Genomic DNA, 15,990 nt, shown 5'->3' with positions numbered 1-15,990 from the left:
CTTCCACCTTTTCGCGGCATGATCCATCCGCAGCGGTTTCGCCCGCCGGAGGATCGTGCTATCGCGCCGCAGCAATCGGCGGCGCCCCGCGGCCGGCCCACGCTTTTCGAAGGTGAAGACCATGGCGAGCGATCTTCGGCGCGTCACCCGTGCCCTCCTGTCCGTGTCCGACAAGACCGGTCTGATCGCCTTCGCCCAGGCCCTGCACGGACACGGGGTGGCGCTCGTGTCCACCGGTGGCACGCGCAAGGCCATCGCCGATGCCGGCCTGCCCGTCACCGACATCTCCGACCTCACCGGCTTTCCCGAGATGATGGACGGCCGGGTCAAGACGCTCCATCCCAAGGTCCATGGCGGCCTTCTCGCCATCCGCGAGAATCCCGAGCACGAGGCGGCCATGCTGGCGCACGGCATTCCGCCGATCGATCTCCTGGTCGTGAACCTCTATCCGTTCGAAAGCACTGTCGCCGCTGGCAAGTCCTACGACGAGTGCGTCGAGAACATCGACATCGGCGGGCCCGCGATGATCCGCGCCGCCGCCAAGAATCACGGCGACGTCGCCGTGGTGGTCGAGTCGGGCGACTACGACGCCATCCTGCGCGAGCTCGAGGCCACGGGTGGCTCGACGACCGCCAACACGCGCCGGCGGCTCGCGGCCAAGGCCTATTCCCGGACCGCGGCCTACGACGCGGCGATCTCGACCTGGTTCATGAACGAGATCGGCGAGACCATGCCGCGCTTCCGCGCGCTCGGCGGCACGCTCGCCGAACCGATGCGCTACGGCGAAAACCCGCACCAGGCGGCCGGCTTCTATCGCACGACGGACAGCCGCTACGGCGTCGCCACGGCCCGCCAGCTGCAGGGCAAGCAGCTGTCCTACAACAACATCAACGACACCGACGCCGCCTTCGAGTGCGTGGCCGAGTTCGACCCCGCCCGTGCGGCGGCGGTGGCCATCATCAAGCATGCCAATCCCTGCGGCGTCGCCGAGGGTGCGACGCTGGCCGAAGCCTATGCGCGGGCGCTGCGCTGCGACCCGGTCTCGGCGTTCGGCGGGATCGTGGCGTTGAACCGCCGGCTCGATGCCGAGGCGGCCAGGGCCATCGTCGAGATCTTCACCGAGGTCATCATCGCGCCGGACGCCGATCCCGAGGCCGTGGCGATCGTCGCCGCCAAGAAGAACCTGCGCCTGCTCGTCACCGGCGGCCTGCCGGACGCGCGCGCCGAGGGCCTCGTCTTCCGCACCGTCGCGGGCGGCTTCCTCGCCCAGTCGCGCGACAACGCGGTGGTCGACGACATGGACCTGAAGGTCGTGACCCGGCGTCAGCCGAGCACGCAGGAGCTGTCGGACCTGCGCTTCGCCTTCCGCGTGGCCAAGCACGTGAAGTCGAACGCCATCGTCTACGTGCGCGACGGCGCGACGGTGGGCATCGGCGCCGGCCAGATGAGCCGCGTCGATTCCTCGCGCATCGCGGCCTGGAAGGCGGCCGAGGCGGCCAAGGCTGCGGGCCTTTCCGAGAGCCTCGCGAAGGGATCGGTCGTCGCCTCCGACGCCTTCTTCCCCTTCGCCGACGGCCTGCTCGCCGCCGCCGAAGCGGGTGCCACCGCCATCATCCAGCCCGGCGGCTCCATGCGCGACGACGAGGTCATCAAGGCGGCCGACGAGGCCGGCCTCGCCATGGTGTTCACCGGACACCGGCACTTCCGCCACTGAGGGCTGGCGCCCTCGACGATCCCGCGTCCTGCGCCACGCCGCCGCTGGCGGCTGCGCGGAGCGCGTGAAACTCTCGTCTGAGGACTGGCAGTCAAGTTCAATCCCACGTCTCGGCCGTCATCCCCGGGCTTGGCCCGGGGACCCACGACTTTGCCGGCGCCATGCTCAAGTCGTGGGTGGCCGGGCCAAGCCCGGCCATGACGCGGAGAGGGGGCAGGCAAGCTGGACGGTTCAACGTCACAAGCCGCACATCGGCCGTGCCGACGCACGCAGCAAGGCTGGAGCTGCCACGCCTGCCACGGTCAACCTTTGGCCGATTGTCCCGCGGCGGTCTTGCTCCACAATGATGCGGTGCAGCACACTCGCCGCGGAGCAGGAGAGCCGGCCATGACCAAGGATGCCCCGACCCGCGACAAGCCCTGGATCATCCGGACCTATGCCGGGCACTCCACGGCGGCCGAGTCCAACCGGCTCTACCGGAACAACCTGTCCAAGGGGCAGACGGGCCTTTCCGTCGCCTTCGACCTGCCGACGCAGACCGGCTACGACCCGGACCACGTGCTGGCGCGCGGCGAGGTGGGCAAGGTGGGCGTCTCGATCGCGCATCTGGGCGACATGCGGGCCCTGTTCGACCAGATCCCGCTCGCCGAGATGAACACGTCGATGACCATCAACGCCACGGCGGCATGGCTCCTGGCGCTCTACGCCGCGGTCGCCGACGAGCAGGGGGCGCCCCGCGCCGCGCTGCAGGGCACCACGCAGAACGACATCATCAAGGAATACCTGTCGCGCGGGACCTACGTGTTCCCGCCGGCGCCCTCGATGCGGCTCGTGAGCGACGTGATCCTGTTCACGACGCGCGAGATGCCGAAGTGGAACCCCACCAACGTCTGCAGCTACCACCTGCAGGAAGCCGGCGCGACGCCGACGCAGGAACTGGCCTACGCGCTGGCGACCGCCTTCGCGGTCCTGGACCAGGTGAAGGCCTCCGGCCAGTTCACCGACGAGGCCTTCGGCGAGGTCGTGGGGCGCATCTCTTTCTTTGTGAACGCCGGCATGCGGTTCGTGACCGAGCTGTGCAAGATGCGGGCGTTCTGCGAGCTGTGGGACGAGCTCATGCTGGAGCGCTACGGCGTCAGCGACGAGCGCCACCGCCGCTTCCGCTACGGCGTGCAAGTGAACTCCCTGGGGCTCACCGAGCAGCAGCCGGAGAACAACGTCTACCGCATCCTCATCGAGATGCTGGCGGTCGTGCTGTCGAAGAAGGCGCGGGCGCGCGCGGTGCAGCTGCCGGCCTGGAACGAGGCGCTCGGCCTGCCACGCCCGTGGGACCAGCAGTGGTCGCTGCGCATGCAGCAGGTCATGGCCTACGAGACCGACCTCCTGGAGTATGGCGACCTCTTCGACGGATCGGTGGAGGTGGCGCGCAAGGTGGGTGCGCTGAAGGAGGCCGCCCGGGCCGAACTCGCCGTCATCGAGGGGCTGGGCGGCGCGATCGCGGCGGTCGAGAGCGGCTACATGAAGCGGGCGCTGGTGGAATCCAACGCCCAGCGGATCGTCGGCGTCGAGGCCGGCGGCCAGGTCGTCGTGGGCGTCAACCGCTGGCGCGAGACCGAGCCGTCGCCGCTGACGTCGGGCGAGGCCAGCGTCATGACCGTGCCCGAGCACGTCGAGATGGAGGCCGTGGGCCGCATCCGCGCCTGGCGCGCCGGCCGCGACGCCGCCGCCGTCGAGGCGTCGCTGGCCGACCTCCGCGCCGCCGCGGCTGAGGGCCGCAACATCGTCGATCCGTCGATCGCCTGCGCCAAGGCCGGCGTGACCACCGGCGAGTGGGGCGAGACCCTGCGGGCCGTGTTCGGCCAGTACCGGGCCCCCACCGGCGTCACGCCCGAGACCCGCACCGCCGAGGTCGAGCGCGAGGTGCGGCTGATGGTGTCGGACCTGGCCGCCCAGCTGGGCGAGACGCCGCGCCTGACCGTCGGCAAGCCCGGCCTCGACGGCCACTCCAACGGGGCCGAACAGGTCGCGCTGCGCGCCCGCGACGTCGGCTTCGACGTGACCTACGAGGGCATCCGCCAGACGCCGGCCGAGATCGTGGCGCGCGCGATCGAGACCAAGGCCCATGTGATCGGGCTGTCGATCCTGTCCGGCTCCCACGTGCCCCTGGTGCGCGACGTCATGGCGAGGCTCAGGTCCGAGGGGCTGTCGCACATTCCGGTGGTCGTCGGCGGAATCATCCCGCCCGACGACGAGAACGTGCTGCGCAACATCGGCGTCAGCGCGATCTACACGCCGAAGGACTACGCCATGGACGAGATCATGAAGGACATCGTCCGCATCGTGGCCCGCGCGCCCCGCGGACCCGCCGACGAGGGCCGGTCGCGCAAGGCGGCGCGGGGGTAAGGCGCCCCTCGCGGGACGCCTCGGCTCAGCCCGTGACGATGCCCGCGTTCACCGGCTTGGCCGTGTCGCCCATGAACTGGGCCTTGGCCAGCGCGGCGAAGCGGCCGCCCCGGGAGACGAGCTCGTCGAAGCTGCCCGATTCCACGATCCGGCCCTGGTCGAAGACGAGGATCCGGTCGGCATTGCGGATGGTGGCGAGGCGATGGGCGATGACCAGGGTGGTGCGTCCCACCATCACCTCCTGGAGCGCCTGCTGCAGCTTGGCCTCCGTGCCGGCGTCGAGCGCCGAGGTCGCCTCGTCCAGGATCAGGATCGGCGGATCCTTCAGGATGGCACGCGCGATCGACAGGCGCTGGCGCTCGCCGCCCGAGAGCGAGCGACCGCGCTCGCCCACCACGGTGTCGAGGCCGTTCGGCATGCGGTCGATGAACTCGGCGGCCTGCGCGCGCTCCAGCGCCCTGCGAATGTCCTCCTCGCTGGCGTCCGGCCGACCCACCCGCAGGTTCTCCTCGATCTCGCGGGCAAACAGCATCGGCTCCTGGAAGACGACGCCGATGTTGCGCCGGAGCGAGGCCAGCGACACCTCGCGGATGTCCTTGCCGTCGACGAGGATCTGGCCCGACTGGGGATCGAACGCCCGGTGCAGCAGCCCCAGCGTCGTCGACTTGCCCGAGCCGGTCGCCCCGACGAGGGCGACGGTCTCCCCCGGCTTCACCGAGAAGCTCACGTCGGCGACGGCCGGGCGCTTGCCGTCGTAGGAGAAGCTCACGTTCTCGAAGCGGATGGTGCCGCTGGCGTGTCCGAGGTCGGGCGCACCGGGAAGGTCGCGCACGGCCGGCACCGTATCCACGATTTCGAAGAACTCCCTGAGCTTGGGAGCCTGCAAAAGCACGCCGTTCATGAAGCCCACGGCCTGCTCCATCTTCGAGATGAGCATGGTCGCGAGGCTCATGAAGGCCACGATCTGGCCGACCGTCGCCAGACCGTTGAGATTGAGCCAGGTGCCTAGCAGGAAGATGCCCAGGATCGTGATCGTGGCGGAGGCGCGTGTCGCGACAGCAGCCACCGCCCACCAGCCGAGCACGGGGATCTGGGCGGCCAGCAGCCGGTCGGCGACGCCGCGCAGCGCGCGCGCCTCCAGCTCGATGCGGGTGAAGCTCTGGATCACCGGGACGTTGCCCAGCGCGTCCGATGCATGCTCGGCGAGCGTCGAATGGTAGCGCTCCACCGAGCCCTGCAGCGTTTCCGTGCGGCGCAGGACGATGGCGGTCAGCACCGTGAAGAGCGCCAGCAGCACCACCAGCATCAGGCCGAGCTGCCAGTTGATGAAGAGGGACAGGGGCAGGAGCACCATCAGCGCGACGAACGACGCGAAGTGCTCGCGGAAGAACGAGAGCATCAGGGACTGCATGCCCGACGCGCCGTCGAGCATCACCTTGAGCACGCGGCCGGAATGGGTCGTGGCGTGAAAGGCCAGCGGCAGGGTCAGCACGTGCTCGAAATAGCTCGCCATGATGGCGAGGCGTCGGCGGTGCGATAGCCTGTCGGCGTGCAGCGCCACGATCACGCCACCGCTGATGGTGAACAGGCCGAAACCGACCCATGCGGCCGCCAGAGGCACGAGGTCGTTCCACTGGGGCGGGATTCCGGTGGCCTGGGCGCGTGACAGCAGGTCGACGATGCGTCCGAACAGGACCGGCTCGGCGAACTGGGCCACGGCGAGCAGGACGTTGGCGAAGGCGAGAAGCACGCCGAGCCGCGCCTCGGGGCCGAGTTGCTGGAGGACCCGGGCATAGAGCCTGACGAGATTCATGCGCCGTGATCCTTGGAGTGGATGGAGCCCCGAGGCTCCGGCTTGGCCGTCGTCTGCACACTCATTCTCATGGGTTGCAGCGTTTCGCTCTCTTACGACATTCACGCCTTGATCGTCATCGGCGGTGGCACGCTTGCGCGAGTGGGGTCGACGAATTCACCAAGCTCACCGAAACCGTGAGCAGACGCGGTCCCAGGCTCTGGAGAACATTTGGGTCGACGACCCGTTCCTCCGCCGGGGCACCGGCTCCGTCTTCGAGGGCCAAGACCGCCACCCCGTCGAGGAGACGAAGGATCCGATCGGGACACCTTCGTCAGCGGCTCAAGTCAGGAATGGAGATCTTGCAAGGTCGTCGGTGACGCCGCGCTGGACGGAAGGGCCCGTGGGTGATCTGCTGGCACGTATTGCATCCTGACATTTTCATACGGTCGTGTTTCATCCGCGCTATTTCGAGTGGGATTCCGAAAAGGCGAACGCGAATTTCGCCAAGCATGGGCTCGACTTTTCATTCGCCGTGCAAGTTTTCGACGACGCCTTCCGCGTGACCTGGGACGTATCGCGACCGGGGGATCACGAACCAAGATGGAAGGTTGCAGGGCGGATCGGCACGAGTCTCCATGCGTTGGTGTTCACCGTCCGAGGCGATATAGTTCGCGTCATCTCTGCCAGACGTACGAACAGGTCGGAGGAGCGGCGCTATGGCGATCGTTCGATTTAAGAGAGGCGCGGTTCCGCAGACGATGGACCCCGACGCAGTCGCTCGTCTGAATGCGTTGACCGAGGGCGACATCGTGTCGGCCGCATCGACCGATCCAGACAATCCCATTGCGACCGACGAGGAGATGGAGCGCGCCGTCACGGGTCGGAACATTAGACTTCTCCGCCACCGGATGGGGCTCGATCTCGAGGCATTTGCTCACCGATTCCATTTCAATGCCGAGTGTTTACGCGATTGGGAGGAGGGCAAGCGGCTTCCCGACGGCACCGTCCGTGCTTACCTGCGCGTGATCGCGAAAGATCCACGCCTGGTCGAAGGGGCCTTGGCGACGGAGACTTGACCACCGAGGCTCTCCCTCCGTTCGGCCTATGGCGCAGTGCAGCATGGACCCTATAATCCCGAGCCTCAGGAACGGGAGGATCCTCCATGGCCGCGACTTCGACTGCGAAAAAGACGCCTGCGACCAAGGAATTGTACGACATCGGCGAGATCCCGCCGCTCGGCCACGTGCCGGAGAAGATGTGGGCCTGGGCCATCCGCAAGGACCGGCACGGCCCGCCGGAGACCGCCATGCAGCTCGAGGCGGTGCCCACCTGGACGATCGGCGACGACGAAGTCCTCGTGCTCGTGATGGCGGCCGGCGTCAACTACAACGGGGTCTGGGCGGCGCTGGGCGAGCCCATCTCGCCTCTCGACGGCCACAAGCAGCCGTTCCATGTCGCGGGATCCGATGCCTCCGGCGTCGTCTGGGCCGTCGGGGCCAAGGTCAAGCGCTGGAAGGTCGGTGACGAGGTCGTCGTTCACTGCAACCAGGACGACGGTGACGACGAGGAGTGCAACGGGGGTGACCCGATGTTCTCGACCTCGCAGCGCATCTGGGGTTACGAGACGCCGGATGGCTCCTTCGCCCAGTTCTGCCGGGTGCAGTCGCGCCAGCTGATGAAGAAGCCGCCCCACCTGACCTGGGAAGAGAGCGCCTGCTACACGCTGACGCTCGCCACGGCCTACCGCATGCTGTTCGGCCATGCTCCGCACACGGTGCGGCCGGGCGACAACGTGCTGGTGTGGGGCGCGTCGGGCGGCCTCGGCGTGTTCGGCGTGCAGCTGTGCGCCGCCTCCGGCGCCAACGCCATCGGCATCATCTCGGACGAGAGCAAGCGCGACTACGTGCTGGGGCTGGGCGCCAAGGGCGTCATCAACCGCAAGGACTTCAACTGCTGGGGCCAGCTGCCCAAGGTCAATTCGCCCGAGTACCACGCCTACATGGGCGAGGCGCGCAAGTTCGGAAAGGCGATCTGGGACATCACCGGTCGCAAGGACGTCGACATCGTGTTCGAGCATCCGGGCGAGTCGACGTTCCCTGCCTCCTGCTTCGTGGTGAAGCGCGGCGGCATGGTGGTGTTCTGCGCCGGGACGACCGGCTTCAATCTCACCTTCGACGCCCGCTTCGTGTGGATGCGCCAGAAGCGCATCCAGGGCTCGCACTTCGCCCACCTCAAGCAGGCGGCCGCCGCCAACCAGTTCGTCGTGGACCGGCGCGTCGACCCCTGCATGAGCGAGGTCTTCGCCTGGGACAAGATCCCGCTCGCCCACACCAAGATGTGGAAGAACCAGCACGCGCCGGGAAACATGGCCGTGCTGGTCAGCGCCGCCCGCACGGGGCTGCGCAGCACGGACGACGCGATCGAGGCGGGGGCCCGCTGAGCCGCCTGGTCGGGGATCAGCCGTTGCCGGCCGCCGGCAACGGCTCCCCGAGGGCCGCCATGCCCTCGCGGTAGAGCGCGTCGGATGCGGTCTCGATGGAGGACTGCAGCCGCGCGAAGAACTCGTCGCGCGGCAGGCCGGGCGGAATGGGCTCGAGGAACTGGACCACGATGGTGCCCTCGTTGAGGGCCATGCTCCGCCGCGGCCAGTAGAGCCCCGAGTTGAGCGCGATCGGCAGGCAGGGGACGCCGAGGTTCTCGTAGACGTGGGACACGCCCTGCCGGTAGGCCGGCGGTGCTCCGGCCGGCCGCCGCGTGCCTTCGGGGAAGAACAGGATCTGCCGGCCCTTGTCGTTGCGCACCTCTTCGCGGGCCTGCGCGTTCAGCCGGTTCATGACGGAGCCGCCGCCGCGCCGGTCGACGGGCAGCATGCGGGCCTTCAGCGCGTACCATCCGAAGAGCGGGATGAAGGTGAGCTCGCGCTTGAGGATGAAGCAAGGATCGTCGAAGAGCCCGATCAGGGCGAAGGTTTCCCAGATCGACTGGTGCTTGGCCGCGACCAGGAGGGGCCCGCTGTGCACCTGTGCGGTGCCTCGCACCTCGAGCCGGATTCCCCCGACCACGCGGCACAGCCACACGAAGTAGCGGCCCCAGAACCTCACCACGCTGCGGATGGCCGCCCGGCGAAACGGGAGCGTCGGGAGCGCCACCAGCATGATGCCGACGAGGCTGACATAGAGGGCCACGTTCAGCGCGACGGAGCGCGGCGACGGGCGGGTGGATCGGGCCATGGGCACTCCGGCGGACGGCGCAAACGATGCGGCGCCCTCCTGTGGCCCAGTCTCACATCCGGCGCAAGGTCGCCGCCTCGGATGCCCGCGCCAGATTTTCGTCCCCGGCGCGTGGCTTCAGCCGCATGCGGGCCATGGCGACCACGAACTTCACGTACTCGAAGCCCAGGAGCTTCGCGGTCTGGGGTGCGCGCCACCAGCGGTCGATGTCCAGGCTCTCCGGCACCACCGGGTGCGGGACCAGCTGAACGTCGGGCAGGACGTGCCCGATCTCGGCGAGGGTGCGCGGCATGTGGTAGCTCGACGTGACCACCAGCAGCGACTTGAAGCCGTTGCGCCGGGCCCAGACCCTCGTCTGCTCCGCGTTGCCGACCGTGTTGAGGGCCCGATAGTCGAGATCGACGCAGCAGGCGAAGGCGGCCTTGCTGTCCGGGCGCTGGCGAACGAGCTCTTCGCGGGTCGTCTTCTCGTTCACGCCGGTGATGAGAAGCCGGTTGCCGCGGCCATGGACGAGCAGGTCGAGCGCGTCGGACACCCGTTCGGCCCCGCCGGTCAGCGCGACGATGCCGTCAACGGGACGGCTCTCGCTGCCTTCCACGCGATCGAGCATGTCGACGAACAGCAGGAACCCGCCGCCAAGCACGAGAGCACCGAGAAGCGCTCCCGTGAGCAGGAGATTTCGGGCGAGGCGGAGTAGCCGTTCCATGCGGGCTGCGCCCGGCCGATCGGCCGGCACTTGATCCTTTGACGCCGCCGGCCGAATCGAAGGGGCCGGCGGCGGCAACCTTAGCAGGCATTGCGGCATGCTGGAGGCATTGCCGTCAGCCGATTTCCCTCAAAGTCCGGCGCACGGTGACCCGTGAGACCACGGCGGTCACCCCCGCCACCACGGCGACGATGGCGCCGATGGCCACGAAGCCCCCGATGCCGAGCGCGACCGTGCCGAACAACGCTTCGATCTGGCTGCCCCCCGGCGTGGCCACGAAGCTCGACGACAAGGCGCCCGCGCCCAGGAAGAAGACGATGGCGCAAATCCCGCCGATGAGGCCGCCCTTCAGGCCGAGTTGCAGGAAATGGCGCTGGAACTCGCGCGCGATGTAGTCGTCGCTGGCTCCCACGAAATGCAGCACTTCGACGATTTCCCGGTTGCCGGACATGGCCCCGCTCGTCGCGAAGACGACGGCCAGCCCCGTGGCCGCCAGCACCAGGATGGTGACGCCGATGCCCAGCACCACCAGCGTGTTGGCCATGACGCCCAGCCGGTCGATCCAGATGCGGTGGTCGTCGAGCGTGGCGCCTCGCACCGTCTCGGTGAGCGCCTTGCGCAGCGCGGCAAAATCCGGACGGTTGCCGGCCTCGAGCCGCAGGATCACGACGCGCGGGACGGGGAGCTCGTCGAAATTCAACCCGGTGCCCAGCCAGGGCTCGAGCAGGCGTTCGGATTCGGCCTTGGTGTAGACGCGGATGTCGGCGACCCCCGGCGCGGCCTTGGCCAGGGCCGCCGCCTTGGCCAGGTCCGCCTCGATGTCGCGTCCCGGCGAAGGGCGGATCTGGATGGTGACCTCGCGCGCCACCGAGGACCGCCAGCCCGACGAGGCTTCGGCGACGAGCTGCGCCGCGCCGGCGGTGAGGGCGGCCAGGAAGGTCATGATCGCGATGACCGTGACGAGTGCCCGGCCGGCGATGGAGGCGGCCGGGACCAGGGGCTGGCTGCCGCCCAGCGCCGGTTGCGGCGCCTCCGGTTCGGCCGTGGCCCAGTCGCTCGAGGCCTGCGGATCGAAGCGCGTGTCAGTCATAGACGTACAGGCGCCCCTCGCCGAGGACCAGGCGCCGCGCCGCGTCGAACTGTTCCATGAGCGCGATGTCATGGGTCGCGATGACGATCGCCGTGCCGGTCTTGTTGAGCTCGACGAAGAGGCGCAGGAGCCGGCGGGCGAGCGAGGGATCGACGTTGCCCGTCGGTTCGTCGGCCAGGAGGAGCTGCGGCTGGGCGATCAGCGCCCGGGCGATCGCGGCGCGTTGCTTCTCTCCGCCCGACAGCACGGGCGGGAGGACGTGCATGCGCTCGCCGAGCCCCACCCAGCGCAGCAGCTCGACCACCTCGGCCCGGTAGCTGGCCTCCTCGCGACCCTGCACGCGCAGGGGCAGGGCGACGTTCTCGTAGGTCGTGAGGTGTTCCAGGAGACGAAAGTCCTGGAAAACGACGCCCATGCGCCGCCGCAGGGCGGTGAGGGTGTCCTTCTCGATGCCGGCGACGTCGTGGCCAAACAGGTTGATCAGTCCGCGCGTCGGGCGCAACGACAGCAGGATCAGCCGCAGCAGCGTGGTCTTGCCCGCGCCCGAGGGGCCGGTCAGGAACTGGAAGCTCTGCGGCTCGATGCTGAAGCTGATGTCCCGCAGCACTTCGGGACCCATCCCATAGCGCAGTCCGACGTTCTCGAAGCGAACCAAGGTCCTTGAACTCCTGCCGCCGGTCCCGCCGCAGCATCACCGGTTCCGCCGATCGGGTGAACCCGGGCGGGATGATGCCCTAAAGTGCGGCGCGTTTCTCCGGAAACGCACCACGCTCCGCGGGTCTTGGTGGTCCCATGCCGTCTGCGAGCCGGATTCCGCCTTCTCCCACCGTGCTCGCGTGCCGAATCTTCATCATTCGTTAAGGCTGTTTGTTCACAAATGGCACAGTCGCCCGCTTCGACCCAATCCCCGAGCGCCGATTCGCCATGCTCATCGTCTGTCCGTCCTGTGCAAGCTCTTATTCGCTGACCGCCGAGCAACTCGGCGCCGGACGGAAGCTGCGCTGCGCGGCGTGCCGCCACCAGTGGCTGGCCACGCCGGAAGACGCTTTGCCCGAGCCGGGCGACGGCCCCGTGCCCGTCGTCGCCGCCGCGACCGAACCCGCTCCCGAGATCGCCGCCGAAGTGCTTAGCCACCGCGAGGACATGGGACAAGAACCCATCGTCGCGGCCGAACCGGCGCCGGTGAAGACCAAGAAGCCCCCGCGCGCGCGCCGCGCGCCGTTCCCGCGCGCCCAGCTGAAGCAGCGTCTGGCCGCCCTCGCGACTCGGATCCGCCGCGTGCCGCCGGCCGCCGCGGCCGTGATCGCGCTCGTCGTGCTGGCCGGCCTCGCGGTCGCGCAACGAAAGGCGATCGTGCGCGTCATGCCCCAGACGGCGCGCCTGTTCGCGGCGATCGGCCTGCCGGTGAACCTGCGGGGCCTGACCATCGAGGGCGTCAAGTCGGAGCTCGTCGCCGACGCCGCCCAGACCATCCTCGTCGTCGAGGGCACCGTGCGGGCGGTGGCGTCCGGCAACGTCGAGGTTCCGCCGCTGCAGTTGAGCATTCGCGGCGCCGACGGCCAGGAGGTCTATTCCTGGACGGCGGAAGCCGGCAATTCCGCCCTGCGTCAGGGCGAAACGGCCCCGTTCCGCGCGCGCCTCGTCGCTCCCCCCGCCGAGGGCCGCGATGTCGTGATACGCTTCGCGGGACGGGAATCACATCCGGCGGCGCACTGAGCGCCTGCCAGCGGGGACCAAGGCAATGAGTAGCGACTGGCGCGTGCGCGTGTTGTTCGACGAGGCGACGATCGCGCGCCGCAACGACGAGATTGCCAAGGAGATCGCGGCCTGGCAGCCGCAGGATCTCCTGGTCGTGGCGATCCTCAAAGGCAGCTTCATGTTCGCCGCCGACCTCATCCGCGCCATGCACCGCGCCGGCATGGCTCCGCAGGTCGAGTTCATGCACCTGTCGAGCTACCGGGCCGCGACGGTGTCCTCGGGCCAGGTCGCGATCCTGCGCGACGTGGACAGCGGCGTCGCCGACCGCGACGTGCTGCTGGTCGACGACATCCTGGAGTCGGGCCGCACCATCGCCTTTGCCAAGGACCTGCTGGCGGCTCGTGGTGCCCGCGTTCGCAGCTGCTGCCTGCTCGAGAAGCCCGGCAAGCGGGCGGTCAACATCAAGGCCGACTATGTCGGCTTCGAATGCCCGGACTATTTCGTCGTCGGCTACGGGATGGACGTCGCCCATTCCTACCGGCAGCTCCCCTTCATTGGCGTCGTCGAGAAGGACGAAACGGCGCCGGACTGACGGAGGACCGCCCTTGGCAACCATCCTCATCGCCGATGACGAGGAACCCTTGCGGGGCTTCGTCGCCCGTGGCCTGCAGCTCGACGGGCACGTCGTCGAGGCCGCCCAGGACGGAGCCGAGGCTCTCGACATGCTGACGGCGCCAGGGGCCGCCTACGACCTGCTGCTGACCGACATCCGCATGCCGATCATGGACGGCATCGCCCTGGCGCTCGCCGCCGCCCGGGAGCGCCCTACGATGCCGATCCTGCTGATGACCGGCTATGCCGACCAGCGGGAACGGGCGCGCGATCTCGACGCGCTCATCCGCGACGTGCTGACGAAGCCGTTCTCGCTGGCCGATCTGCGCACCATGGTGCGCCGGACCCTCGAGGAGCCCGTCAGTTGAGGCTCCAGACCCCGTAGTTCAGCACGGCGGCGAAGGCGACCCAGGCCAGGTACGGGACGAACAGCCAGCCCGCGATCCGGTCGATCCGCGCGAACACCACCAGCGTCGCCAGGATGGCCAGCCAGAACGGTCCGACCTCCGCCAGGGCGAGCGCCGGGCTCTCCATGCCGAAGAACAGGACCGACCAGAGCGCGTTCAGTACGAGCTGCACGCCGAACAGCACGATCGCGAGCGTCCGCCAGGGCGTGCCGGCGGGCGTCTGCAGGATGCGCCAGAACGCGATCGCCATCAGCAGGAAGAGCAAGGTCCAGGCCGGGCCGAACACCCAGTTCGGCGGGTTGTACCAGGGCTTTGCGAGCGCCGCGTACCAGCCGAGGATCTTCGGGCCGGTCGCCAGGCCGCCGATAGTGGAGGTGGCCACCACGGACAAGCCCGCGATCGCGGCGTTGCGCAGGGCGACGCCCCGGCCGGGACGGGACACGGGGGCGCGGGACGCGGGGCTGGACGGGGCAAAGGTCATCGGGGGATCTCCAAGTCGCGATATCGGGTCATCGCTGGAACGAACAAGGCACGGCGGCCGGAGGCGCGGCGTCACGTCGCAGGTGGGGCCGATCTCCCGCGGCGGCACAAACCCTCGCCCCGGGCCTTTCCAGCCGGGTGAGAATTCCTGTATCGGGGCGTGGCGCGCGGGACATCGCTTCCTGCGGCCCATCGGGAGACGCAACGCATGACCGACGCAAACCGATCCAACCGCTGGAGCCGCCGCACGCTCGCCGCCCATGCCATGGGGGCGATCGACCCGACCACGAAGGGGGTGGTGGCGCCCATCCACGTGGCGACGACCTTCCTGCGCGATCCCGACAACCAGTACTCCTCCGGCTTCGTCTACGGCCGGCCCGACAACCAGACCGTTCGCGAGACGGAAGCGGTGCTGGCGATGCTGGAGGAGGCGGAGGCGGCGATGCTGTTCTCCTCGGGGATGGCGGCGGCCACCTCCGTGTTCATGGCGCTCGCGCCCGGCGACCACGTCGTCGCGCCCACGGTGATGTACTGGGCGCTGCGCAACTGGCTCATGACCTACGCCAAGGACTGGGGCCTCGTGGTCGAGCTGGTCGATACCAGCGACATCGAGGCGGTCCGCAAGGCGATCGTTCCGGGGCGCACCAAGCTTGTCTGGCTGGAGACGCCGTCCAACCCGCTCTGGTCGATCGCCGACATCCGGGCCATCGCGGACATGGCCCACGCCGCCGGCGCCCGCCTGGGCGTCGACTCGACCGTCGCCACGCCCGTGTTCACGCGCCCCCTGACGCTGGGGGCCGACATCGTCATGCACGCCGCCACCAAGGCGCTCAACGGCCATTCGGACGTCGTGGCCGGCGTCCTGGCGACGGCCCGCAAGGACGCGGCCTGGGACCGCATCGCTACCTTGCGCAAGAACTTCGGCGCGATCCTGGGCCCGTTCGAGGCCTTTCTCCTGTTGCGCGGCCTGCGCACGCTCGACCTGCGCGTCCGCGCGGCCAGCCGCAATGCGGCCGAGCTCGCCGAGCGGCTGTCGAACCACCGGCACGTGGCGGCCGTGCTCTATCCGGGGCTGCCGCACCATCCGGGTCACGACGTCGCCGCCCGGCAGATGGAAGGCGGATTCAGCCACATGCTGTCGATCCGCGTGCGCGGAGGCGAGGCGAGCGCGGTGGCCACCGCGGCTGGCGTTCAGCTGTGGAAGCGGGCGACGTCACTCGGCGGCGTCGAGAGCCTGATCGAGCATCGGGCCTCCATCGAGGGGCCCGGAACCCCGTGCCCGGTCGACCTGCTGCGCCTCTCGGCCGGCATCGAGGACGTCGAGGATCTGTTCGCCGACCTCGACCAGGCCCTGGCGCGGGCCCACGGCTGAGGCTGACGGCTCCTCCGGGGGCGTGACCCCGCGGGGCTGATCATCCGTCCACGGCACCTCGGGCCGTGGCGGAGGCCCGCCGTCGATCCGGACATTGGAGTAGTCCCAGTCGGTCCTCGTGTCGAAATCCGCGAGGCCGGCTGCCCGGGCCGCGAGAAGGCGGTCGATGTTCGGCTGCAGGTGCGGCCAGCGGTCGCCGATCGCCTGGATCGCGCGCAACGCGTCGGCGCCGGGCCAGGCGAGGGCAGCCAGCCGCCACCCCACCATGTGCTGGTACAGAATCCGGTTCTCGATCGCCAGCGCCGGCATGTCCGTCATCCGTCCCCAGCGTGCCAGCCCCCGGCGCAGCCGCTCGACGACGTCGGCGTCGACCGGCGGCAGCGCCGGCACGAGCGGCAGGACCCGCCGGCCGGGCCGCGCCGTGGCCGTTTCCGGCAGGGCGACGCCCGTGGCCAGCGTCACCAGACCCGACAGCACCGTTCG

15 protein-coding genes are annotated in these 15,990 nt (G+C 69.3%); 9 read left to right on the top strand and 6 right to left on the bottom strand.

The window, feature by feature from the left end; genetic code table 11:
* The first annotated feature begins 121 nt into the window (after window positions 1–121).
* Together purH and Q0Q47_RS13270 are read left to right on the top strand one after the other, a co-directional pair.
* Window positions 122–1,714, top strand: a complete 1,593-nt coding sequence (gene purH, locus Q0Q47_RS13275) for a bifunctional phosphoribosylaminoimidazolecarboxamide formyltransferase/IMP cyclohydrolase (RefSeq protein WP_293860243.1) — start codon at window positions 122–124, stop codon at window positions 1,712–1,714.
* Window positions 1,715–2,101: 387 nt separating this feature from the next.
* The gene (locus Q0Q47_RS13270; protein WP_293860240.1) at window positions 2,102–4,117 is read left to right on the top strand and encodes a protein meaA; all 2,016 of its coding nucleotides are present in this window, start codon (window positions 2,102–2,104) and stop codon (window positions 4,115–4,117) included.
* Between the two features lie 25 nt (window positions 4,118–4,142).
* Here Q0Q47_RS13270 and Q0Q47_RS13265 read toward each other — a convergent pair whose 3' ends face one another.
* The gene (locus Q0Q47_RS13265; RefSeq protein ID WP_293860237.1) at window positions 4,143–5,930 is read right to left on the bottom strand and encodes a glucan ABC transporter ATP-binding protein/ permease; all 1,788 of its coding nucleotides are present in this window, start codon (window positions 5,928–5,930) and stop codon (window positions 4,143–4,145) included.
* A gap of 430 nt (window positions 5,931–6,360) precedes the next feature.
* Here Q0Q47_RS13265 and Q0Q47_RS31145 point away from each other — a divergent pair, with 430 nt between their 5' ends.
* The 3 genes from Q0Q47_RS31145 (at window position 6,361) to ccrA (ending at window position 8,352) form a co-directional block, all read left to right on the top strand.
* Window positions 6,361–6,648, top strand: coding sequence for a BrnT family toxin (locus Q0Q47_RS31145; RefSeq protein ID WP_367278244.1), 288 nt, complete (start codon window positions 6,361–6,363; stop codon window positions 6,646–6,648).
* Complete coding sequence (locus tag Q0Q47_RS13260) at window positions 6,629–6,988, top strand: transcriptional regulator (protein ID WP_293860234.1); 360 nt, start codon at window positions 6,629–6,631, stop codon at window positions 6,986–6,988. Before Q0Q47_RS31145 ends, Q0Q47_RS13260 begins: the two co-directional genes overlap by 20 nt.
* An 86-nt stretch (window positions 6,989–7,074) precedes the next feature.
* Window positions 7,075–8,352 carry a crotonyl-CoA carboxylase/reductase gene (gene ccrA, locus Q0Q47_RS13255; protein ID WP_293860232.1) on the top strand — a complete coding sequence of 426 codons (1,278 nt, stop codon included), beginning with the start codon at window positions 7,075–7,077 and terminating at the stop codon, window positions 8,350–8,352.
* 16 nt (window positions 8,353–8,368) lie between these two features.
* On the opposite strand, the gene Q0Q47_RS13250 is transcribed toward ccrA, so the two are convergent.
* From Q0Q47_RS13250 to ftsE, 4 genes are all read right to left on the bottom strand, one after another.
* Window positions 8,369–9,142, bottom strand: a complete 774-nt coding sequence (locus Q0Q47_RS13250; RefSeq protein WP_293860230.1) for a 1-acyl-sn-glycerol-3-phosphate acyltransferase — start codon at window positions 9,140–9,142, stop codon at window positions 8,369–8,371.
* 52 nt (window positions 9,143–9,194) lie between these two features.
* Window positions 9,195–9,848 (bottom strand): YdcF family protein, encoded by a 654-nt coding sequence (locus tag Q0Q47_RS13245; protein WP_293860227.1) that lies wholly within the window; start codon window positions 9,846–9,848, stop codon window positions 9,195–9,197.
* A 115-nt stretch (window positions 9,849–9,963) separates the two neighbouring features.
* Window positions 9,964–10,938, bottom strand: coding sequence for an ABC transporter permease (locus tag Q0Q47_RS13240; RefSeq protein ID WP_293860224.1), 975 nt, complete (start codon window positions 10,936–10,938; stop codon window positions 9,964–9,966).
* A complete protein-coding gene (ftsE, locus tag Q0Q47_RS13235; protein ID WP_293860220.1) occupies window positions 10,931–11,593 on the bottom strand; it encodes a cell division ATP-binding protein FtsE in 663 nt (220 codons plus the stop codon). The genes Q0Q47_RS13240 and ftsE overlap by 8 nt, the downstream gene beginning before the upstream one ends.
* A 269-nt stretch (window positions 11,594–11,862) precedes the next feature.
* On the opposite strand from ftsE, the gene Q0Q47_RS13230 reads away from it, so the two are divergent.
* From Q0Q47_RS13230 to Q0Q47_RS13220, 3 genes are read left to right on the top strand one after another with little or no spacing between them, the layout of a single operon-like run.
* Complete coding sequence (locus tag Q0Q47_RS13230) at window positions 11,863–12,654, top strand: zinc-ribbon domain-containing protein (protein WP_293860217.1); 792 nt, start codon at window positions 11,863–11,865, stop codon at window positions 12,652–12,654.
* Window positions 12,655–12,679: 25 nt separating this feature from the next.
* Window positions 12,680–13,228 (top strand): hypoxanthine phosphoribosyltransferase, encoded by a 549-nt coding sequence (gene hpt / locus Q0Q47_RS13225; RefSeq protein ID WP_293860214.1) that lies wholly within the window; start codon window positions 12,680–12,682, stop codon window positions 13,226–13,228.
* A 13-nt stretch (window positions 13,229–13,241) separates the two neighbouring features.
* Entirely contained in the window at window positions 13,242–13,616 is a 375-nt protein-coding gene (locus Q0Q47_RS13220; RefSeq protein ID WP_293860211.1) for a response regulator, read from the top strand.
* On the opposite strand, the gene Q0Q47_RS13215 is transcribed toward Q0Q47_RS13220, so the two are convergent.
* Entirely contained in the window at window positions 13,609–14,136 is a 528-nt protein-coding gene (locus Q0Q47_RS13215) for a TspO/MBR family protein (RefSeq protein ID WP_293860207.1), read from the bottom strand. The genes Q0Q47_RS13220 and Q0Q47_RS13215 overlap by 8 nt on opposite strands.
* Window positions 14,137–14,343: 207 nt before the next feature.
* Between Q0Q47_RS13215 and Q0Q47_RS13210 the strand changes: the two genes are divergently transcribed.
* The gene (locus Q0Q47_RS13210) at window positions 14,344–15,507 is read left to right on the top strand and encodes a PLP-dependent aspartate aminotransferase family protein (protein WP_293860204.1); all 1,164 of its coding nucleotides are present in this window, start codon (window positions 14,344–14,346) and stop codon (window positions 15,505–15,507) included.
* Window positions 15,508–15,990: the final 483 nt, after the last annotated feature.

The organism is uncultured Alsobacter sp. (genome assembly GCF_945952055.1).
Classification (GTDB): domain Bacteria; phylum Pseudomonadota; class Alphaproteobacteria; order Rhizobiales; family Beijerinckiaceae; genus Alsobacter.
Note: the sequence above shows the minus strand (reverse complement) of the source record. Positions and strands in the feature narration are given on the sequence as shown.